The organism is Neotamlana nanhaiensis (assembly GCF_000943555.1).
In the GTDB taxonomy this organism is placed as follows: Bacteria; Bacteroidota; Bacteroidia; order Flavobacteriales; family Flavobacteriaceae; genus Neotamlana; species Neotamlana nanhaiensis.
Genome location: NZ_JTDV01000016.1, coordinates 100389 through 121960, shown reverse-complemented (window position 1 = coordinate 121960; position 21572 = coordinate 100389). Strand labels below are relative to the sequence as shown.

General features: G+C 34.9%; 19 protein-coding genes. 4 read left to right on the top strand and 15 right to left on the bottom strand.

What is annotated here, in order from left to right:
• Positions 1-37 precede the first annotated feature (37 nt).
• Positions 38-541, bottom strand: a complete 504-nt coding sequence (locus PK35_RS15775; RefSeq protein WP_238320932.1) for a regulatory protein RecX — start codon at positions 539-541, stop codon at positions 38-40.
• A gap of 65 nt (positions 542-606) precedes the next feature.
• On the opposite strand from PK35_RS15775, the gene PK35_RS15770 reads away from it, so the two are divergent.
• Positions 607-2874: a T9SS type A sorting domain-containing protein gene (locus PK35_RS15770; RefSeq protein WP_044627539.1), complete on the top strand. Its 2268-nt coding sequence runs from the start codon at positions 607-609 to the stop codon at positions 2872-2874.
• 85 nt (positions 2875-2959) lie between these two features.
• On the opposite strand, the gene PK35_RS15765 is transcribed toward PK35_RS15770, so the two are convergent.
• The 4 genes from PK35_RS15765 to PK35_RS15750 all read right to left on the bottom strand — a co-directional run bounded on the left by PK35_RS15765 (position 2960) and on the right by PK35_RS15750 (position 9603).
• A complete protein-coding gene (locus tag PK35_RS15765; protein ID WP_044627538.1) occupies positions 2960-5365 on the bottom strand; it encodes a TonB-dependent receptor in 2406 nt (801 codons plus the stop codon).
• A 3-nt stretch (positions 5366-5368) separates the two neighbouring features.
• Positions 5369-6088, bottom strand: coding sequence for a DNA repair protein RecO (gene recO / locus PK35_RS15760; RefSeq protein WP_044627537.1), 720 nt, complete (start codon positions 6086-6088; stop codon positions 5369-5371).
• Entirely contained in the window at positions 6088-8436 is a 2349-nt protein-coding gene (gene porZ / locus PK35_RS15755) for a type IX secretion system anionic LPS delivery protein PorZ (RefSeq protein ID WP_044627573.1), read from the bottom strand. The genes recO and porZ overlap by 1 nt, the downstream gene beginning before the upstream one ends.
• A gap of 93 nt (positions 8437-8529) precedes the next feature.
• Positions 8530-9603, bottom strand: coding sequence for a PA0069 family radical SAM protein (locus PK35_RS15750; protein ID WP_044627536.1), 1074 nt, complete (start codon positions 9601-9603; stop codon positions 8530-8532).
• Between the two features lie 203 nt (positions 9604-9806).
• Here PK35_RS15750 and PK35_RS15745 point away from each other — a divergent pair, with 203 nt between their 5' ends.
• A complete protein-coding gene (locus tag PK35_RS15745) occupies positions 9807-10235 on the top strand; it encodes a phage tail protein (protein WP_044627572.1) in 429 nt (142 codons plus the stop codon).
• Positions 10236-10240: 5 nt separating this feature from the next.
• Here PK35_RS15745 and PK35_RS15740 read toward each other — a convergent pair whose 3' ends face one another.
• The 10 genes from PK35_RS15740 to PK35_RS15700 all read right to left on the bottom strand — a co-directional run bounded on the left by PK35_RS15740 (position 10241) and on the right by PK35_RS15700 (position 18485).
• A complete protein-coding gene (locus PK35_RS15740) occupies positions 10241-10843 on the bottom strand; it encodes a hypothetical protein (RefSeq protein WP_044627535.1) in 603 nt (200 codons plus the stop codon).
• Positions 10844-11626 (bottom strand): enoyl-CoA hydratase/isomerase family protein, encoded by a 783-nt coding sequence (locus tag PK35_RS15735; protein ID WP_044627534.1) that lies wholly within the window; start codon positions 11624-11626, stop codon positions 10844-10846.
• Between the two features lie 12 nt (positions 11627-11638).
• Positions 11639-13096 (bottom strand): sensor histidine kinase, encoded by a 1458-nt coding sequence (locus tag PK35_RS15730; protein ID WP_082048607.1) that lies wholly within the window; start codon positions 13094-13096, stop codon positions 11639-11641.
• Between the two features lie 109 nt (positions 13097-13205).
• Positions 13206-13754, bottom strand: coding sequence for a CopD family protein (locus tag PK35_RS15725; protein ID WP_044627532.1), 549 nt, complete (start codon positions 13752-13754; stop codon positions 13206-13208).
• Positions 13755-13756: 2 nt separating this feature from the next.
• A complete protein-coding gene (locus PK35_RS15720) occupies positions 13757-15109 on the bottom strand; it encodes an MATE family efflux transporter (protein WP_044627531.1) in 1353 nt (450 codons plus the stop codon).
• Between the two features lie 19 nt (positions 15110-15128).
• On the bottom strand, positions 15129-16148 hold the full coding sequence (gene hemH, locus PK35_RS15715; RefSeq protein WP_044627530.1) for a ferrochelatase: 1020 nt from the start codon (positions 16146-16148) through the stop codon (positions 15129-15131).
• A 38-nt stretch (positions 16149-16186) separates the two neighbouring features.
• Positions 16187-16708, bottom strand: coding sequence for a hypothetical protein (locus PK35_RS15710; RefSeq protein WP_131474429.1), 522 nt, complete (start codon positions 16706-16708; stop codon positions 16187-16189).
• Between the two features lie 3 nt (positions 16709-16711).
• Positions 16712-17416, bottom strand: coding sequence for a ThuA domain-containing protein (locus PK35_RS15705; protein WP_044627528.1), 705 nt, complete (start codon positions 17414-17416; stop codon positions 16712-16714).
• Position 17417: 1 nt separating this feature from the next.
• Positions 17418-17579, bottom strand: coding sequence for a hypothetical protein (locus PK35_RS17765; protein WP_202903843.1), 162 nt, complete (start codon positions 17577-17579; stop codon positions 17418-17420).
• A gap of 6 nt (positions 17580-17585) precedes the next feature.
• Complete coding sequence (locus PK35_RS15700; protein ID WP_044627527.1) at positions 17586-18485, bottom strand: AraC family transcriptional regulator; 900 nt, start codon at positions 18483-18485, stop codon at positions 17586-17588.
• A 189-nt stretch (positions 18486-18674) separates the two neighbouring features.
• Here PK35_RS15700 and hemA point away from each other — a divergent pair, with 189 nt between their 5' ends.
• A complete protein-coding gene (gene hemA / locus PK35_RS15695; RefSeq protein ID WP_044627526.1) occupies positions 18675-19937 on the top strand; it encodes a glutamyl-tRNA reductase in 1263 nt (420 codons plus the stop codon).
• The gene (gene hemC, locus PK35_RS15690; protein WP_044627525.1) at positions 19930-21507 is read left to right on the top strand and encodes a hydroxymethylbilane synthase; all 1578 of its coding nucleotides are present in this window, start codon (positions 19930-19932) and stop codon (positions 21505-21507) included. Before hemA ends, hemC begins: the two co-directional genes overlap by 8 nt.
• The last annotated feature ends 65 nt before the right edge of the window (positions 21508-21572 follow it).

The following is a 21572-nucleotide window of genomic DNA, read 5'->3' as shown; positions in this document are numbered from 1 at the left end:
CATATTTAAAACACATAAAATGGCAAAAAACACCACCTTAACCAAACAACTCATTGGCTTTTTCGTAAACCAAATGCGATTCCCAACCACGGTATAATAAGTAATCGGCAAGCTTCTTTTTTTTCTTTAGTTTATTACTTTCGGTAATACTGTTGGCTTTCTTTTCGGCTAAATCATTAAAAACCTCGATATACTCCGCGTCTGTAATTTCTCTAAATGCCTCATTTATATTAGCTTTGCTAATGTCTTTTTTCTTTAGTTCTAAAGTTAATCGACGGCGCCCCCATTTCTTAATTCTAAACTTACCTCTAACGAATGTTTTGGCAAAACGAGCTTCGTTTAAAAAGTTGTGTTGAAGCAAGTGTACTATTACCGCATCGATAGCTTCGGGTATCATGTGCATAGTCACTAATTTTTTTCGTACTTCTTGATGACAACGCTCTTGATATGCGCAATAATGCTCTAGTTTTTTAGTAGCCTCTTGTAGTGTATATGTTTTTTTGGGTTGCTGCATGTGCTCAAAAATAAACATTGAAACCATAATAATTTAAAATAAAACGCCAAATCTGGTTCTTTAAAAAGTTCCACACCTAAAACCCTTAAGCTATGAAAAAAATTACTCTAATATTCTTTGCTTTTTTTGCCTTTAATTTTGGTTTTGGGCAAAGTATTTTTGAAAATCCTATTACTGGAGTTGATCCTTATACTGACGATCCTTACACTAATGGTCAAATAGTAAATCCCAACATTAGTGTTTCTGGTATAGGGAGAGGTTCGGGTATCTCAGGGAACACTTCATCTAACAGATATAATGCTAGAGGGTGGGATTCACCGACCCTTGATACAAATGACTATTTTGAATTTACATTAACTTCTAATTCTGGTTATGAAATAAACTTCATTAGTTTTGCTTATACAGGACAAGCCTCAGGAACTGGTCCAAATCAGTTTGCTTTTAGAAGTAGTATTGATGGCTATACAACAAATATTGGCACCCCCAACGAAACAGGAACAACAATTGATTTATCCAATATTATTTATCAAAACATTACTGCGGTAACCTTTAGAATTTATGGATGGGGTGGGTCTGCCGGCACAGGAACATTTAGTATTAATGACTTTGTTTTTAATGGAACAGTTTCCTTATTGCCTTGTCCAGGAGGCACAATAACTTGGGATGGTACCAATTGGAGTAATGGTACAGGTCCCGATTTAACAATAAGCGCAGTTCTTGACAATGTATATAACACCAGTACACATGGTAGTTTTAGTGCCTGTAGCTTAGTAGTAAATGGAAATTTAAATGTAGGCAATGGCACTTTTGTAGAAGTGGAGAATGACGTAACTATAAACGGAAATATTGTTGTAGAAACACAGGGTAATTTTGTACAAAATGATGATGCAGGTTTATTTACGCTTACAGGAACAGCTAGAGTAAATAAATTAACTGCTCCAAAAGATCAATGGTATTTTTATACCTATTGGAGTTCTCCTGTTGTTGACGAAACTATAGGAAATGTTTTTCCAGATGTAGATGGAGATAGACGTTTTTGGTTTAATGGTGCAAATTTCGTTGATACTAATGGTGATGATATTGATGATGATAATAATGACTGGCAATATGCGTATGGTGGCGATACCATGATACCGGGAGTTGGTTATGCGGTAACTGAATCGCGCTTTTTCCCAAGCGGTTTTGGAGCTTCTGGTACAGCTGCATTTGAAGGTGAATTTAATACAGGTGATGTTCCAGTGCCTATTTATACAAATGCTGCCAACGTTGCACCAGCGCAAAACTGGAATTTTATTGGTAACCCATATCCATCGGCTATTGATTTTGATGCTTTCTATGCTGCTAATAGTAGTGTGGTAGAGGGGGCCGCTTATTTTTGGTCGCAAGCCTCACCGCCAGATGCTGGAAATGCCGGTAACCAAAACTTAAATTTTAGTAAAAATGATTATGCTATTTATTCAACAGGTTCTGGAGGTGTTGCTACGTCACCAGGTGGAGAAGGAACTATTCCTTTGCAATACATACCTACAGGTCAAGGCTTTTTTATAGCAGGAGTTGGAGCAGGTGGAACTGCAACCTTTACCAACGCTATGCGTATGGCAGATAACTCAAGTAACAGTCAGTTTTTTAAAACAAGTGGTTCTAAAGGTAAGAGCTTTACGGGCAACAGACTGTGGGTTAATCTAACATCAGACAACGGTGTGTTTAACCAAATATTAGTAGCTTATGTTGATGGCGCAACTAATGGAATGGATGCTTTAGCCTACGATGCACCACGACTTTCTATACATGAATTACCAGCTGCTTTATATACAAGCATTGAAAACGAAAGTACAAAATTCGCCATTCAAGGTAAACCTACGAGTAGCTTAACTAACGATGAAATTATTAAACTTGGGTTTAGTACAAAAATTAACCAACCTACTATTTATAGTTTATCGTTAGCTAATTTTGAAGGTGAATTTTTAGGAAATAATGCCGTAATTTTAAAAGACAACTTGTTAAACAAAGTCCACAATTTAAGTAATAGCGATTATAGCTTTACTTCTGAAACAGGCGTATATAACGACCGTTTTGAAATTGTATTTAACGAAACTGTGTTAACGGCTGAAACTTTTGAGGCGCAAACCAGCCAACTAGATATTATTAATTTAGAAAACGATAATATTAGGTTTAGTGTTTCGGGTAACGAAACCATAAAATCGGTTAAAATTTTCGATTTAGTTGGGCGTCAACTATACAACTTAAAGGGTAAAAACCAATCTGAAACCTATCAGCTTTCAGAGCTTAAAAACAAGATTTATATTGCTAAAGTTGAATTAAACAGTGGTAAAATAATCAATAAAAAAGCTATAAAATAAATTATAAATAAAGGTTTAATATCTTCCCCTGAACTTAATTTATTAACCGCCATAATGTTAAAGCATTATGGCGGTTTTTATTTCTCTAAAAGTTATAATGCAAGGCCAGAATTAAGTTTCTACCAGCGGCTGCAATTCCCGATGAATACGTTTTATACCGTTGATCAGTTATATTTTCTAAACTAGCAGTTATAGTGACTGCATTTGTTATTCGGTATTGAGTTCTTAAATTAAGTGTGTACCACGACGGGCTGTATGGGTTTCCGTTGTCATCTAAAGCATAAATATAGTCTTTCTCTTGCTCCGATGGTGCTAACTGTAAATACGAAAAACCATCACTAAAATTAGTAAAAGCATCTACTTTAAACTTGTTTGCTGTAAATACCAAATGGGCATTACCAAAACTTGGTGAAGCATGCCTAATCGGTACTTCAACACCATTATCTACTTCGGTACCGCCAACAATATTATATTGCGATGTTAGTTTTAATCTATCGGTAAAATTAACTCTTGCACCTACTTCAAAACCATAAATCCATGCTTTCGATGCATTTTGTATAGCTTGTACGTTACTAAGTTCGTCATCGTACATAATTTCGGTTTCACCATTCAAATTATAATCACGACGCACCAAGGCATTATCTAAATAGGTGTAGTAAGTGTTTAAATCGAAAATTACAATACTATTAAAATCTAATTTTAAACCTAATTCACCGCCATAAGCGTATTCTGGTTTTAAATTTTCGTTAGGCACTACTACCGAACCTGGTTCGGAATCGAACACCTTGCCAACATCATCAATATTAGGTGCTCTAAAGGCCGATGATGCATTTAATTTCCATTGAATAGTTTGGTTTGGGGACCAAGTTATACCGGCAGTACCTGTTAAAGCTCCTGAAGTGTTTTTAGCTGTTGAAAAAGGCAAGTTTAAATATGTGTTGTTTTCGGTAAAATCGGCTTCAGAATCAATATGATTAAAACGCAGTCCAGACTGTAATACAAACTTCGTGTTAGGCTTGTACTTAATACTACTATAAACCGCTGCAGATTGCCATGTGGCACCATTGGGATATCTTGATACGGTAGGCGTGCTTGTATTAGCCGCAATATCTTGAACCTCCCCAGTTGAGTTTACCTTGTTATAAATATATTCGGCTCCATAAAATAATTCGGTTTTAGCACGTAAAGCCTTTTCAAAATCGGCATTAAAGGAAAAGGCATCAACAGCTTCTTCTCTTATATTTCGTTCGGTATCTTGAAAATCTCTATCCATTCGACTTTCCTTAAAATTTTGATAAGCTGCTGTTACTTTTATCTTATCGTAAATAATTGGACGGCTACTTAATTTAGTTACTTGTAAGTTGGACATAAACCATTTTTGAGGGCCGTAATTCCACTCTGCCGAACGCAAATTATTTCCGCGATAACGAATTAAACGATCGTAACGCGAGTAGTTTGAAGTTTCGGTGTAAAACAATCCTAAATTAAAGTTTAAATTTTCATCGGGTTGAAATTTCACCTTTTGCATGAGGTTTATTTGGCTATATCCCGAAAATCGCTGAATTAACGGATTATCATTTTGCACCATTTGATCACCACTACTTGTTGTAACCACATATTCTGGTCTTAAATACTCTGTTGGCCCATAGCTACCCATACGCAAATCATCAAAATTGGAATAACTTGCATTGGTTAAAAATGCCCATTTTTTGTAACCTAAATTAAAATCGATGTGTCCTGTTTTTTCGTTACTAGTACTAGCATATCGAGCAAGAACATTGGCATCAAAAAACAACTTATTAGAGTTAGATAATTGAGGCTTTTGGGTATAAAAACTCATAACACCACCAATAGCATCGCTACCATAAATTACAGAACCAGCGCCCAATGTAACTTCGGTATTTTGAATTGAAAATGGATCGATAGATATTACATTTTGCAGATTTCCACCTCTAAAAATGGCATTATTCATACGTACACCATCAACAGTAATTAATAATCGGTTTGTTGAAAACCCACGAATCATGGGGCTACCACCACCATATTGGCTTTTCTGTACAAACACATGCCCCGTTTGCTCTAATAAATCGGCACTTGTTTGTGGGTTATTAAACGCAACGCTTTCAGCATTAATGCTAATTATTTTTTGAGGAATATGGCGTTTACTTTGCTCGAATTTAGATGCTGAAATTAGTACTTCTTCTAAACCTTGCGTATTAGGGGTTAAAAATACTTTGTTGTTTTCAATACTACTCTTTTTTACGCGCTTTAAAACATAGGAAAGATGCTTAAAGTAAATAACCTCATTATTTGAAAAATCTGAAATATTGGCTTCACCCCTAAAATTAGTGATCGTGCTTTTAGTTTTATCTATATTATAAATAGCGACTCCAAAAAGTGGTTCGCTGGTTGTAGAATTTAAAACCTTTATTTGCTGCGCTTGTAAAAAGCTTGACAACAACGCACAACAAGTAATGAAAAAGCACCTCATTAATTAACTAAAAACCTGATTAAATATTTGTAATGATTTGGGCTTTTTAAAAGCGCCCAAATGTAAGTCAAAATAAAGCAATAACATACTTAAAAACGATTGTCTTTGCTTCACATTAATTTTCAACTCATTAAGTGCATCAAATTTTGTACCTAACAAAGCTTTTAGTAAGATTAAATTTTCGTTACTAACAGAAAATTTGTCGGTTACTTGGTCTTGAAATTCACCTTCGTATAAGTTAAAATAGGGTAGATTAATTAAAGATACATCGGGGTAGAATCCTAAATATTTAGTTAAGTTTAGTAAAAATAATAAATGAAAATTAGCAAATGATTGCTGGTTATCTAGCCACAGTAAGGTGTGTTCTAAATACGTATAAAGTGTTTTATTTTGTTCTTCTTCTTTTAAAGCTGTTGACAGTACTTCAGCTAAAAACATTACAATAGCGCTTTTTAATACATTAGTATGCAAGCTTGTATAAATATGAATTGGTTTGGTTTCCTTTACGCCATGTAAACTGCTTTTTGTATTGTAGTTAATTACAATTTGAATTTGTGATAATAGTTGATAATATGCTATTTTAGAACCACCCTTTTTACTTTTAAAAACACCTCGTAACAACACACTTAACACACCTTTTTCTTGTGTGTAGCATTTTACAATTAAATCGTTGTCTTTATACCTAAATTTAGATAGTACAATGGCATTTGTAGTGAGTAACATTAGCGTACTACCATTAATTTTAAAACTTTAGTTTCGAGCGTATCTAAATCGGACAACATAATTAAATACACGCCCGAAGCAACCGTATTGTTTGCAAGATTTTTTCCGTTCCAATAGGCTGTTCCGCCATCAATTTCTAAATTGTAACCTTTATAACGCTGATTGATGTTAGATTGTGCTTCGGCAACCAAATTACCTGCTACATCGGTGATTTTAATATTTACATTTTCCGAAATATCTTTTATGGTTACCTTTTTTTCATTTAAATTAAATTTTGGTCGTACCGGATTTGGATATACAAAAGCTTGCTCTAAAGTATTAAACGTACTTGAACTTCCTGAAGAAAACGACACTAATCCTTTATTTGTTGCTATATAAACAGCCCCGTTATTATCATCTAAAGCAATATCTCGAATACTATTTGATGGTAAAGGTGAATTATCTGTAGTAAAATGATAAATGGTGTTTTGACCATCTGATGAAAAGTAAAATAATCCTGAACTATCTGTACCAACCCATTTATTATTAGAGCCATCTACTTCAATATCTGTAATATATTGTTGAAACAACAATTCTTGAGCTTCTCCATTTTCTTCAATAATAATTTCATAAGCCTGTACATCGTCTGTTTCAAAAAAATTAGAGGTGTTATACAACACTCTTAAACCACGGTAGGTACCAATCCATAATTGATTTCTATTATCTAATGCTAAAGCTGTAGCCCATGGATCGGGCATGTTTTGGTCTTCGGAATAAATGGCCTTAATTACTGGACTTTCATTTTCATTATAAGCAATCACACCATACTTATAACAAGAGGCCCATTTTGTGCCATTGTTACCTATAACCATATCTGAAAACCCTAGATTACCATCACTGAAACCATCAGAAATAACATCTTCATAACTAAAGCTTCTCCATTGGTTGGTTTCTGGGTTAAACGATTTTAAAGGTTTATCTACTAAGCTGGTAAGCGTCCATAAAATCCCATTATTATCGAAAGCTGAGGCACCAACTCGAATATCTATATAATTTGGGTTGTTAGACAAAACCAAGGACTCTAAACCACTATTTTCTTGATTGTATAAGGTAGTTGGTAAATCATCATTAATTTCTAGTAAACCACTAAAAAAAGAACTTACAAATACTTGGTTGCGATTATTAGGATTTACTGCTATTTCGTTTAAACTTTTTGCTTCAAAAACCGCATCGTAATTAATATTTATCCAAGAACCGAATTTTAAATGACTAACACCTCTGTTATCTAACGGATAAGGGTTGTAAAAACCGGTGTACTCACCAAAAGTTACCCATAAACCATCGGGCGACGATTCTATTGAAAATGGTATATTTAAAAGTGGTCCCTCAGGATGCACCTCAATGAAATCAATACCATCGGTAAGTGCCGTTTGTAAAACTCCAAAATCCTGAGTGCCAATGTATAAATTTTGGGTATCGCTAATTGCGGCCGTGTATTGCGTATCGAATAACGGGTTAATATCTACTTGTAAAATTGGATTAAATTCCGAATCATAAACAAATACATTATTCTGTGTTGTAACTAATAGATTATTATTGGCCGATTGTAATTTTAAGGGCGTAGTACCATATTGTACTAACCTAGTTAATACATCATTTTCCATTTCGTATATCCAGCGTCCTCCACTTATCACGTAAAGTTTATTGTTAACCATTTGAGCATTCAACCAATTTCCAGTTGCAACACGTTCCCAGTTTTGGAAATCGATTAAATTAGTATTAGCAATTAAACCTTTGCGGATGCCATTACCACTAGTACAAGCTGCATAAATATACCCATTAGAAACAGCGGTTTGATTGACTTGAATTTGAGCACCGTTATCGCCAATAAAATAGGTGTCTCCAAACTCTAATCGGTCTAAACTAAAAACGGTTATACCATAATTGGTAGAAACGTACAACTTGTTTTCGAAAGCATTAAAATGATTGATTCTTTTGTTAGCGGGTGAAATGGTTACTTTTTCAACAATATCAACTAAGGTTAAAACACTGCTACCATCTTCAAAAACCACTTCAATTAATCCGTTTTCGTATCCAACTACTAAAAGTTCATAATCTTCGCTATAATAAATGGTTGAAATAGTTTCACCAGAAAGTCCATGAATTGTGCTAATTTCTTCCATGTCATTATTTTGAGTATTCAAAGAAAAAATAGCATTTGTTGAAGCGGCAAATATTTTATTTTCACCTTTTGAGACATCAATTATTTGATTATATGAAAAATGACCTTCCCAAAGCGCAGAATAATCTTGAGCAAAATAACCCAAGGGTATCAAGCAAAATATTAAAACAAAAAGTTGTTTAAGCATGTTTGTGTATTCAATGGTCAAATATATTTATTACTAACGAGTTTTAGTGTAAAATAATATATTTTCAAAAAAAATACATTTACTAAATAGCCTTTAAAACAACTTTAGCTGCCCTCCTTTATATTGCTCAAACAATTCAGTATTTAGTTTGGGCATGTTTTTATTGGCGAAATATTTACGTTTAGCTAAACTTACAAGCATATTAATTTGTTCGGCTATTTTACCCTCGCCACGCATTCGGGTAGCATAACGCGAATCGTTTAAGTTACCACCGTGACAATCTTGAATTTGATGCAACACTTTTTCTGCACGATCTGGCATGGTTTTGTTAATCCAATCGGTAAAAATTTCACCAATAGCACCATTTAAACGTACCACGGTATGTCCAATAGATAGCGCTCCACAATCGGAAACCGCTTTAGTCAGCGGTAAAATTTCATGACTATTTATGCTGGGTATTATGGGAGCTAACATAACATTAACCGGAATATTATTTTCACTAAGTACTTTTACCGTTTCTAATCGCTTTTTAATTGTTGTTGTTCGCGGTTCTAAAATACGACGTGTGTCTTCACTTAAAGACGTTATCGATATATTTACACCTATTAAATTGTGTTTCGCGAGCGCTTTAAGCAACTCTAAATCTCGAAGAATTAAATCGTTTTTGGTAATTATACCAACAGGATGCTTATACTTTAAAAACACCTCCAAACATTTTCTGGTAATTTCAAATTCCTGTTCTGCGGGTTGGTAACAATCGGTGTTTCCTGACATAACTATAGTTTGCGCTTTCCAGGATTTCTTTTTCAAATGTGCTTCCAACAGTTTAGGCGCATCTTTTTTTACCAAAATACGACGCTCAAAATCTAAACCCGCACTATAACCCCAATATTCGTGGGTATTACGGGCATAACAATAAATACAACCGTGCTCACAACCTTGATACATATTCATAGAATACGCCATACCAACATCGGGACTTTGTACTTTGTTAACTATAGTTTTTGGAAATACCGGTAGGTAAAGTGTTTTATTTTTGTCGGCCTTTTCACCTTCTTTTTGGCAATATTCCAAGAAATCGTTACGCATTTCATGGCTAAATTCGAAAAAGCGATTGGGCGTGTTAAGTTGCGCTCCGCGACCTTTTAAAGCAGATTTTGGGTTCAATTTTTAGAAGTTTTGAGGGTTTTGTGGAAAAATTCAGTTTAAAGTTAGGGATTAATTTAAGCGGAAAATGTTAAAGCGAAAGTTGGTTATTAACAAAATTGGAATTTTGAACAAAATACTTTAATTTTAAAATTAAGTTATTGAAAATTAAAAACTTAAATGTGATTAGTCGAATTAACAACCTTTTAAATAAAGTAATTTTTATGTCTAAATATCCTTTAAGCACAAACAGATTTACAGTAAACTGGGGCGGGAATCGTATTGGCGTTTCGGAAGTAATAGGCCTTGCATTAGAAATAGAACCTATTCAATATACTGAAGGAGCCTTTGTTACAAACGGCCCAGTTTTGATGCCTGGGCAGCAAAAAAAGAATACCATAATTTTAAAACGAGGTATTATTAAAAACGACAATGACTATTACGATTGGATAAATTCTGTAAAAGGAAACACGATTGATCGTCGAGATATTACCATTTCATTACTCAACGAAAATAAAGAACCTGAAATAACATGGATACTAACGAATGCCTTTCCTATAAAATTACGTTGGAGTGATTTAAATGCGCGAAGTAATGAAGCTGCTATGGAAACATTAGAAATCGTATATGAAAGTATACGTTTAGCGAAATAATGCACTTACTTCAACCTCTTCTTAAAATACCAAGACATTAAAATTCCTAATTCTTTATAAGCAGCACCTATGCGCAACTCTCTTTTGTAAGGCGCTGCTTTAGCTTGTATCCTAATTGGAGTTTGCGATTGCCAAATCACATTTTCAGGATTATTAATTTCGTAAACCTTAAGAGCAACATCAATTTTTGCAGGATGCGAAAACCCCACATTATAACCGGGATATACCCAAAGTGTTTCAATATGTAAATTATACTTGGCCTTAGGGTTGTTTTTAACCAAATTAATATGTCGTTTTTGGGGTAGTGCCTTATTAATATCTTCAATAAATAAAGGTTCGTAAAACGCTTCTCTGTCGGCAAACCAAGCTTTTTCGAAAACAGCTCCAGAACCTGGTTCGTGTTTTTCTCTTAATTGGGCTTTAACTTTAACAAATTCGGTTTCGGTATCGTAGCCATGTACTTTAATGCTATCGTAGCTAAAACTAACCGCGAGTTCTTTTTCTCCTTTTAAAATAGAAATATCACCGCTTTCTGTTTTAATGCGCTGACAAAACCCTTGAAATACAAAAACGAAAATAAAAATAACACTTAAAAAATACCTCATCATCTACGCTCCTGGAAAATTAGCCTTTCGTTTTTGTAAAAAAGCGGATGTACCTTCTTTAAAATCTTCGGTATCAAAACAAGCACCAAACGCTTCAATTTCTACTTGATAACCATCTACAGCTGTTTTATAATTCGCATTAACCGCTTGAATAGCTTTACCAATAGCCACAGGGGAATTTCTCATTATTTTGTTGGCTATACTTTCGCAAAAACTCAGCAATTCAGCTTGAATAGTAATATGATTTACCAAACCATAATTTAAGGCATTATTAGCATCAATCATGCCTGCGGTCATAATCATTTCCATAGCGCGACCTTTTCCAATTAGTTGTGGTAAACGTTGCGTACCGCCATAACCCGGAATAACGCCTAAACTCACTTCTGGCAAGCCCATTTTAGCATTGTTACTGGCAACTCTAAAATGGCAAGCCATCGCTAATTCCAGTCCGCCACCGAGCGCAAAACCATTAACTGCCGCAATAACGGGCGTGCTTAAATTTTCAATAAAATTGAAGAGTATTTCCTGACCTTTTGCTGCTAATTCGGCACCTTCTTCACCTGAAAAATCTGCAAATTCGCTTATATCGGCGCCTGCTACAAAAGCCTTATCGCCACTACCCGTTACAATGATTACCTGCGTCTCTCTATCGGCATCGGCTACTTTAAAAGCCTCATGAAGCTCACTGATTGTTTCTTTATTTAAAGCATTAAGCTTTTTAGGGCGATTAACCGTAATTGTAGTTATACCACTTTTATAGGTTGATAAAATATTTGAATAGCTCATAATTTTTATTTTTTAATCTTTAGGAAAAATCACTTTAAAGGTCGTACCAATATTTTTTTCGGTAGTAAAGCTGATGCTTCCTTTATAGGTTTCAACAATATTTTTTACCATCGCTAAACCAAGTCCCATACCACTGGTTTTGGTTGTAAATTTAGGCTCGAAAACCTTATCGATGTTTTCTTCCGAAATTCCGGTACCATTATCAGCAATGGTAATAATTACGTTTTCATAATCTTGATTTACATTTACCAGTATTTTTCCGGACTTCGCATCTGGTATAGCTTGAATAGCGTTTTTAACTAAATTAGTAACTACACGAATAAGTTGTGTACGATCTAATTTGGCAATTATTACTTCTTCATCAGCCGTAAAAACAATGTAATTTTCGTTAAAAATATCTAACGCTAATTTTACAATTTTAACCACATTAAGAGTTTCATTTTGTTGCGCAGGCATTTTTGCAAAATTTGAAAACGCCGAAGCAATGCTACTCATGGTATCTATTTGCTGAATAATAGTTTTACTATATTCATTAACTTTTAAATGAATATCGGGATCGCTAGGATCGAACTTACGCTGAAAGTTTTGAACCGTTAATCGCATTGGAGTTAACGGATTTTTAATTTCGTGGGCTACCTGTTTTGCCATTTCGCGCCACGCCTGTTCACGCTCGCTTTTTGCCAATTGAACAGCACTTTCTTCAAGCTCGTCAATCATACTATTATACGAACTCACGAGTGTTGAAATTTCCTCACTCGTGTCGCTAGTTTCAAGCTTTTGGTTGCGTCTTTCTAATCGCGTTGCATTAATTTTATCACTTATGGTTTTTAAGGATTTTGTAATGTATTTTGATAACAAAAAGGCAATTCCTATGGCCATCAACAACACTAAAAAGAAAGCATATCTTAATCGCTCTAAAAACTGATTAAGTTCCATTGACAAGAAATCGTCACTCTCTAAATAAGGTAAATTTAGTATCGCTAAAGGTTTCGATTTCTGATCTTTAATATAGATATAAGACGATAAAAATGTTTCACCATTCTCTTCATGTATATCAACATATCGGTGATCGGCGGTGTGCGAAATAGCGTTTAAAATTTCGGCATCAATGCAACGTTCGGCTAAATCTGGCTTCAAATTAGCCTTCGATGAAATAAGCATAGAACCCTCCAAATCATATAAATTAATTTGTAATTTATGAATATGCGCAATGGTATAAATATCCTCTTTAAAAATGTACGGAATATTCTCAGTTTTTACTTCCCAAGTATTTTGCCTACCATTTAAAACACTGGTAATGTGCGTTCTAATATTATCTTCTTTTCGCCCTAAACGATCGGTGTGATAATCTTCACTTTGCTCTTTATACTGATAAATGGCCACAACGGTAATTAATACCGAAGCTAACACCACCAGTAAAATCATGGCTATAAAAATGCGTGTTCGTAAGGATAGTTGTTTTAGTTTCAAGCGAAAATTATATTGGATTTAAATATAGCAATAATTACACCAAAATTTGTTAGTCTATGTAAAATGAAGCTTTTTGAACTGAAGATTTATTTACAACTAAAATATCCGATTACGCCTCAGGGTTCTTCTCACGAATACGTTTATATAGCTTAAAACCAAGCATAAGAAGCACACCTAACACTAAAATGCCAACAACTCCCCAAACCCAATTTATCGCGCTTTTTAAAATGACTAAAAACACTACCGCAAACAGAATAAACGTCGCACCTTCGTTCCAAATACGCATAAAACTCGATGTTTTTTTACAGCTATCGTTTTGCAATTGTTTGTAAAAAATGTGCGTTTTATAATGATAAATAAACAGTAAAAATACGAAGGCAAGTTTTACATGCATCCAAGCTTGGTGCAACCAAAACGGATTAATAATAAGCAACCAAATTGCAAAAATAGTCGCCAAAATAGCAGACGGCCATGTAATAATAAACCACAAACGCTTTGCCATGAGTTTAAGCTGTTTGCTTAAAATTTCTTTTTCTGGTGATGGTTTTTCGTTAGCTTCAATTTGATATACAAACAAACGCGGAATATAAAACAAACCCGCAAACCAAGTAATTACAAAAATGAGATGAAACGATTTTATATAGTTGTAATAGTCCATAATTATTCAATTTTTGTAATTAAGTTTTTACGAATTTCTCGATTTAAAAAATAAGCTGTCACAATGGTTGCAAGCGTATCGGCAATAGGAAACGATACCCAAACACCAAATTCACCATACAATTTTGGGAGTATAAAAATTAGCGGAATAAAGAAAAAGCCTTGTCGACTTAATGTTAATAACAACGCTGGTTTTGCTTTACCAATGGCTTGAAAATATGCAGCACCTATTAACTGAATGGCAATAATTGGCGTTGCTGCAAACACCCATCGCATAGCACTTGGTGTTTGCTTTATAACCTCAACATCGGTAGTAAACATCTTAGTGATTAAAACCGGAAAAGCCATAAGCAGCACAAAAACAATGGTTGCTAAAATAGACGCATATTTTATGGCTGTATTGATGCTTTCGCGTACGCGGGAAAAATGCTGAGCTCCATAATTAAAGCCTGCAATGGGCAAAAACCCTTGCGTTACACCCAACACAGGAAACATAGCAAACATAAGCATACGCCCAACAATAGCATAAGCCGTTACCGATGTAGCGCCACCGAGATTGAATAAAATATTATTCATTAACAAATAAGTGATACTTACCACAGCTTGCCTTGAAAGCGTTACAAAACCAAGTGAAGCAATTTCTTTTACAATATTAAATTGAAGTGTAAAGTGTGGAAAACTCAATTTTAACTCGGAATGTTTAGAGATAAAAAACCACACAATAAATAGAAAACACACCACATACGAAATAGTAGTTGCCCAGGCAGCGCCTTCCATTCCCCAACCAAATAGGTTGATAAACAAATAATCTAAAATAAGATTACTAACCGATGGAAGCATCATCGCGTACATAGCAAATTTAGGCTTACCTTCGGCGCGAATTACTGTATTTCCCATCATACTTAGTGCCAAAATAGGAACACCATATAGCACAATACGGTAATAAATTTTTGCAGGTTCAAAAATGGCGCCTTTACCACCAAAAGCAGGAATAATATCATTTATAAAAACTAAGCCAAAAACCACCAAAGTAATGGTTAAAAGCAAAGTAAGCGTGATTTGATTACCAAAAGTTGATAACGCCTTATCTTTATTATTAGCACCAAGCGCTCTCGAAATAATAGACGATCCGCCAATACCAATACTCATACCCAACGCTGCAATAAAAAACGACACTGGCAACACCACATTTATGGCAGCAATAGCAATAGAACCTATCCAATGCCCAACAAAAATGGTATCGACTAAAATGTTAAGCGACATTACCAAAATACCAATAGATGCTGGTACAGCTTGCCTAACTAATAGTTTGCTAATGGATTGCGTTCCTAAATCTTCAGATTTTATTTTTGCCATCTATTTTTTGTCTTGAGCCTTATGCCTTCGCCCAATTTTCAACCCATGTTGCGAGTAAACTTGCCCATTCTTGGTCATCGTTTAAACAAGGTACGGTTGTAAAATCGTTACCTCCTACTTCATGAAAAAGCTCCTGTCCTTCCATGGCTATTTCCTCTAAAGTTTCTAAACAATCGCTCACAAACGCTGGCGTTACAATAGCCATGTTTTTTACACCTTGTTTTCCTAAACGCTCAATAGTTCTATCGGTGTAAGGTTGCAACCACGGATCGAAACCTAATCGCGATTGAAACGACGTTGAGAACGTTCCTGCTTCCAGACCTAATTTTTCGGCCACCAAACGGGTAACCTCCAAACACTGATGCCTGTAACAAAACTCGTGCGCTTTACTTGGTGTAGCACAACAACTACCGTCTATTTTACAATGCGATTTTGTAATGTCGCTTTTGCGAATGTGGCGTTCTGGAACACCGTGATAAGAAAACAACACGTAATCGTAATTTTTGTCTTGTAAATAAGCTTTGATTGAATTTGAAAGCACCGAAATATATTCTGGTTTGTTATAAAACGCTGGAAACGATTCTATTTTTAAATTCGGAAAATGAGCTTCTCGTAATTCTTCGGCTAAAACCGTAATAGTCTCGGTAGTTGCCATGGCAAATTGCGGATACAACGGAAATAACAACACTTCCTCCACACCTTGATCTACTAAAGCTTGCAAGCCTTTTTTAATCGTCATACTTCCATAACGCATGGCTAAACCAACAGGCATATCGAGTTGTTCTTGCACTTTGGCTTGAAGTCTTTCGGAAATAACGATAAGCGGCGAACCTTCGTCCCACCAAATTTTTTGGTATGCTGCTGCAGATTGCTTTGGGCGCGTTTTTAAAATAATACCTTTTACTAAAGCCGCACGCGCAATGGTTGGAATATCAATAACCCGCTCGTCCATTAAAAATTCACCTAAATACTTTTTAACGTCTTTTGGCGTTGGGCTGTCTGGAGAGCCTAAATTAACAAGTAAAACTCCTTTTTTCATTTATAATTTTTTTCAAATATCTGCCGTTTTAGCAAATTTTAAAACATATTGTTATACGAAAATGTAACTTTAAAATAAAAATTACTTATACTTTTTGGTTTGTTTATATAATCAAATTTATGGGTCATTGCTTCTTCTAACAACGCCTGAATTTCAGATGCGCTTAAAAACACTTGTTCTTTGGGCATAAATATGGCACATGCGAGCACCTTGCCTTTTTCATTTAAAATATAATCTAAGCTAAAATGTATTTCTTTTTCAGCTTTAAAAATATTTTCCTTTTTTTCTGATTTTACCAAGTTGAAAAAACTTTGGCTAAATCCTGTGTGTGCTTTATATTTTGCTTTGGTATCCGCTTTTTCAAGTTGGTTGTTTATAGTTTCTTTTTGATTCTGAAGCTTCTGTGAATAAACATCAAAAGCATCAGTTTCAAACACCGCATTATGTTCTTCCGCGTAAGCGAAAACATGAACCTCTTGCGCCATAATTTCAACTGAAACCAACACAAAAATGAGATACACCAACCACTTCACGGTAAAAAAATGCTTGGTAACTTTCAATTGCTATCGGTTTAAACAATAAAAAATTCCGCCTAACAAATGCTGCTGAAAATCGGCATTACCATACATTTCACTCGTGTGCCCTAAACCTGTGTAAAACATGCGTCCACCATCAAATTCTTGATACCATGCTATTGGATGAAACCCACCATTTTTTCCACCTTTATAACTCGACTCGTCGAGCGTTAAAACCACTGTAATGGCATCGCTTATATTTTTAAAATTGTACCATTCGTCGTAAACCGACCACGTTGATTTTAAATGTTTTGTTGAAGGATGCGTTGTATTTACCACATTAATGGTTGCGTTGCATTTTTCGGGGTGATCTAAAAAATAAGCACCAACCAATTGGTTGTACCATGGCCAATCGAACTCGGTATCGGTTGCGGCATGAACTCCTAAAAAGCTACCACCGTTGTTTATGTAAGTTTTAAAGGCTGTTTGTTCATTTTCGTTAAATACATTTTTGGTAGTGTTTAAAAATACAACTAATTGATACTGCGTTAAATTTTTGGTATTAAACAAAGTTGCATCTTCGGTGTGATGTACTTCAAAATGGTTGCTTTTCCCTAAATTTTCAATGGTTTTTACACCAATTTCTATCGATTTATGCCTAAATCCATCCGTTTTACTAAAAACCAAAACTTTTTCTTGAGCGCAAAAAACACCTGAAAACAACGTAACAACAATTAGTAGTAACTGTTTCATTTTATTTTAAACCTTTCTCAATTTTTTCCTCGTAATAATACTTTTGGCGCCCGTTTTTATTTTCGGTATCTTGAAAAATACCACAAGACACGCCTGGTTTTACCAACGATTTTTTACTGTCTTCTTTTGCTAATGCTTCAATTTCTGGGGTTAAAAATTTCATAACAAATTAATTTAAAGAGGTTACATATTTTTTTGGCGTTGTGCCATACTTCTTTTTAAAAGCTGCGATAAAATGACTTGCGGTACTGTAGCCCACTTTTAAGCCAACTTCGTTTACATTGTCGTTACCGGCTTCTAGTAGTTTACGCGCCACTTCCATTTTATAATCAAACAAAAAGCTAAACACCGAATCGCCATAAATTTGCTTAAAGCCTTCTTTAAGTTTTTTAAGCGGTAGCGCAATTTCGTCGGCAAGCTCTTGTAAACTTGGTGGCTCTGCCATTCTTGCGATAATAATGTCTTTAGCCTTGCGTATTTTTATCACATTGGTTTCATCAACTAAAAACGGACATTGCTCTACATCGGCATCTTCGCTGCGGTTAAAATACAGACTTAAAAGCTCGTAAGCTTTTCCTTTATAATAAATGTGTTTTATGCTTTGGTTAAGATTATAGTTTATTAACTGATTGAGAACTATTGCCATAGACGGCGATATAACCCCATCTTTGTAATATTTTTTATCCTTATTCTCGTCGCTTAAAAAGGTAATGTATCCCGCTTCTTGGGAAAACAAACTATGAAATTTTTTAATTGAAATTAATATGGAAACAATCCAAGAATTAGGGTCTATTTCTAAGTTTATAGGTAAGTCACGTTGCGGGTTGTAAAGCAACAACGCATTCTCTTCAACAATATTTAAAGCATAACGGCCTTCGTTGAAAATAAATTTACAACAGCCTTTTAAACAAAAGTGAAACTGAATAAAGTCGCTATTTATATCTTTAACAATACTTTGCGTTTCACTAGTGTCGTTTTTGTAGGTTAAAATTGAAAAACCATCGTCTACTTTTGTTTCTTCAAATGAACTTACAGCGACATTTTTTTGAGCACTTTGAGCGTTATCCATTTTGTTTTTATTTAGAATAGTTCTAAATAGAATTTATCAAAACTATTGATTTTACTACAAAAATATGATATTTATCATACTTTTTCCTAAAATTACACCAAAAAACGCATAGCGTTATTAAAAGTTCGTTTAGCGTTATTTTTTTTTGAGCCATACCTATATTTTTGCTTCACATTTTTCAGGTATAGCATGCAGAACTACAACATTTCAAAAAGTAGCTCCTTTTATGCCATTGGCTTAAGTTACAAAAAAGCCGATGCAGACATAAGAGGACATTTTAGTTTAGATGACGAGTCTAAACTGAATTTATTAGTGCAAGCCAAGGAAAATAACATCGAAAGTTTATTGGTAATTTCTACTTGCAACCGCACCGAAATTTACGGTTTTGCACAACACCCTTACCAACTTATTCAATTACTTTGCGACAATACTCGTGGTACTGTTGAAGAATTTAGAGAAGTCGCGTACATATACAAAAACCAAGAAGCCATTGCGCATATGTTTCGCGTTGGTTCTGGTTTAGACAGTCAAATTTTAGGCGATTTCGAAATTATAAGTCAGTTACGCGTTTCTGCACGCTTATCTAAAAAGCATAATTTACTAAATCCGTTTTCAGAGCGATTAGTTAATGCGGTTATCCAGTCGAGCAAACGTATTAAAAATGAAACTGGAATTTCGTCTGGCGCTACATCGGTATCTTTTGCATCTGTGCAATATATTTTTGATACTGTTGAAGACATTTCTAACAAAAACATATTACTTTTTGGTACTGGTAAAATTGGTAGAAACACCTGCGAAAACCTGGTAAAACACACCAAAAACGAACACATAACGCTTATTAATCGCACCAAAACAAAAGCTGAACAAATTGCTGGAAAGTTTAATTTGGTGGTTAAAGATTATGCGAATTTACAAGAAGAAATAAGTACTTCTGATATTTTGATTGTTGCCACTGGCGCACAACGTCCAACGGTAGATAAATACCTTATTCAATCTAAAAAACCGTTGCTAATTTTAGATTTATCGATTCCTAAAAACGTCGATGAAAACGTTAACGATTTACCAAACGTTTCGCTTGTTCATCTCGATCATTTGTCGAAAATTACCGACAGAACTTTAGAAGCAAGAAAACAACACATTCCGTTTGCCGAAGCGATCATTGAAGAGGTAAAAGCCGAATTTAACACGTGGCTAGAAACACGCAAATTTGCACCAACCATTAAAGCTTTAAAACACAAGCTTAACGGATTTGCTTCTGCAGAACTTGATGTACAACGCAAAAAAATATCGGACTTTAACGAAGCGCAAGCCGAATTAATTAGCAATAAAATTATTCAGAAAATAACCAATCACTTTGCGCATCATTTAAAGGATGATACTATTTCAACCGACGAAAGTCTTGAACTTATTAAAAAAGTATTCCAGCTAGACCCTTCACCAAAAAATGCTTAAAACCATAAAAATAGGCACACGCGATAGCGAATTAGCGCTATGGCAAGCCCATGTTGTTAAAGAACAACTCGAACATTTAGGTTATAAAACCGAACTTGTTCCTGTAAAATCTACAGGCGATTTAGTGCTAGACAAACCACTTTACGAACTTGGTATTACCGGTGTGTTTACACGTACGCTCGATATCGCCATGTTAAACAACGAAATTGACATTGCCGTACATTCGCTAAAAGATGTACCCACTGTTTTACCAAAAGGTATTGTGCAAGCTGCTGTTTTAAAACGTGGTAATGTAAACGACACCTTGGTTTTTAAAGATAATGAAGAGTTTTTAGGCGCAAAAAATGCCGTAATTGCCACAGGAAGTTTAAGACGACGTGCGCAATGGCTAAATAAATACCCAACACACAGCATTGAAGATTTACGAGGTAATGTGAACTCACGTCTTCAAAAATTAAAAGATAACGAACATTGGAATGCTGCTATTTTTGCCGCTGCAGGTATTGGCAGAATTGGTATTCGACCAGAAAATGCGGTCAATTTAGATTGGATGATTCCTGCACCAGCACAAGGTGCTATTATGATTACCGCTTTAGCTGAAGATGAGTTTGTAAAAAACGCTTGCGCGGAATTAAATCACCCAGAAACCGAAATTTGCACGACCATAGAACGTACCTTCTTAAATAAACTAGAAGGTGGTTGTACCGCTCCAATTGGCGCTTTGGCGACTATAAAAAATGAAGAAATTCACTTTAAAGGTGTGCTTTTAAGCTACGATGGTTCTAAAAAAATTGAAGTTACTCGTGTTGAAAAACTAGGCAAACACAACCATTTAGCAGAATGGGCTGCCAATTATATTATCGAGCGCGGTGGTAAACGCCTCATGGATACCCTTAAAAATTCTACTAAAGCCACAAACGTATTTTCTACAAAGTCGTTAACCGAAGACCAGCGTTTACTTTTAAGCGATAATGTTTCGGTAAAAAGCACCGATTTTGTAAAAATCAGCTTAAACAGAATTCATCCTCGATTTTTAAAAAACGAAATAGAAAACGTTGTTATTACCAGTAAAAATGCTGTTGAGTCGTTAGTAACCAACTATTCGGCTACCGAACTTCAGTTTAAAAATATTTACTGTGTAGGCCGACGTACAAAACGACTGATTGAGAAAAAAATAGGTCCTGTTAAGCACATCGAAAAAAATGCTGAAGCTTTGGCTAACTATTTAGTTGAATATATTGAAGGCACAAACGTTACCTATTTTTGCAGTGATATTCGATTGGATGCGTTACCAAACATCCTTAAAGAAAACAACATAAACGTTACTGAAGTTGAAGCATATCAAACCAAATTTGATGGCGAAAAAGTAGACGATTCTGTTGAAGCTGCTATGTTTTACAGTCCTTCAACCGTAGATAGTTACGTTGCCAAAAACAACAAAGAAATTATAGCGTTTTGTATTGGCGAAACCACAGCTAAAGCCGCAAAAAAACACTTTAGCGATGTGCGAATTGCTAAAATACCAACTGTAGAGAGCGTTATTGAATTAGTGAATGAACATTATGTTTAAATCGTCATTACGAGGCAGCATGACGAAGTAATCTCATAAAAAGATTGCCACGTCGTTCCTCCTCG

What these genes read in the sequence shown, in the direction of transcription:
- PK35_RS15775 (WP_238320932.1), bottom strand. Translation starts at nt 541, where the DNA reads ATGGTTTCAATGTTTATTTTTGAGCACATGCAGCAACCCAAAAAAACA.
- PK35_RS15770 (WP_044627539.1), top strand. Translation starts at nt 607, where the DNA reads ATGAAAAAAATTACTCTAATATTCTTTGCTTTTTTTGCCTTTAATTTT.
- PK35_RS15765 (WP_044627538.1), bottom strand. Translation starts at nt 5,365, where the DNA reads ATGAGGTGCTTTTTCATTACTTGTTGTGCGTTGTTGTCAAGCTTTTTA.
- recO (WP_044627537.1), bottom strand. Translation starts at nt 6,088, where the DNA reads ATGTTACTCACTACAAATGCCATTGTACTATCTAAATTTAGGTATAAA.
- porZ (WP_044627573.1), bottom strand. Translation starts at nt 8,436, where the DNA reads ATGCTTAAACAACTTTTTGTTTTAATATTTTGCTTGATACCCTTGGGT.
- PK35_RS15745 (WP_044627572.1), top strand. Translation starts at nt 9,807, where the DNA reads ATGTCTAAATATCCTTTAAGCACAAACAGATTTACAGTAAACTGGGGC.
- PK35_RS15740 (WP_044627535.1), bottom strand. Translation starts at nt 10,843, where the DNA reads ATGATGAGGTATTTTTTAAGTGTTATTTTTATTTTCGTTTTTGTATTT.
- PK35_RS15735 (WP_044627534.1), bottom strand. Translation starts at nt 11,626, where the DNA reads ATGAGCTATTCAAATATTTTATCAACCTATAAAAGTGGTATAACTACA.
- PK35_RS15725 (WP_044627532.1), bottom strand. Translation starts at nt 13,754, where the DNA reads ATGGACTATTACAACTATATAAAATCGTTTCATCTCATTTTTGTAATT.
- PK35_RS15720 (WP_044627531.1), bottom strand. Translation starts at nt 15,109, where the DNA reads ATGGCAAAAATAAAATCTGAAGATTTAGGAACGCAATCCATTAGCAAA.
- hemH (WP_044627530.1), bottom strand. Translation starts at nt 16,148, where the DNA reads ATGAAAAAAGGAGTTTTACTTGTTAATTTAGGCTCTCCAGACAGCCCA.
- PK35_RS15705 (WP_044627528.1), bottom strand. Translation starts at nt 17,416, where the DNA reads ATGAAACAGTTACTACTAATTGTTGTTACGTTGTTTTCAGGTGTTTTT.
- PK35_RS17765 (WP_202903843.1), bottom strand. Translation starts at nt 17,579, where the DNA reads ATGAAATTTTTAACCCCAGAAATTGAAGCATTAGCAAAAGAAGACAGT.
- PK35_RS15700 (WP_044627527.1), bottom strand. Translation starts at nt 18,485, where the DNA reads ATGGATAACGCTCAAAGTGCTCAAAAAAATGTCGCTGTAAGTTCATTT.
- hemA (WP_044627526.1), top strand. Translation starts at nt 18,675, where the DNA reads ATGCAGAACTACAACATTTCAAAAAGTAGCTCCTTTTATGCCATTGGC.
- hemC (WP_044627525.1), top strand. Translation starts at nt 19,930, where the DNA reads ATGCTTAAAACCATAAAAATAGGCACACGCGATAGCGAATTAGCGCTA.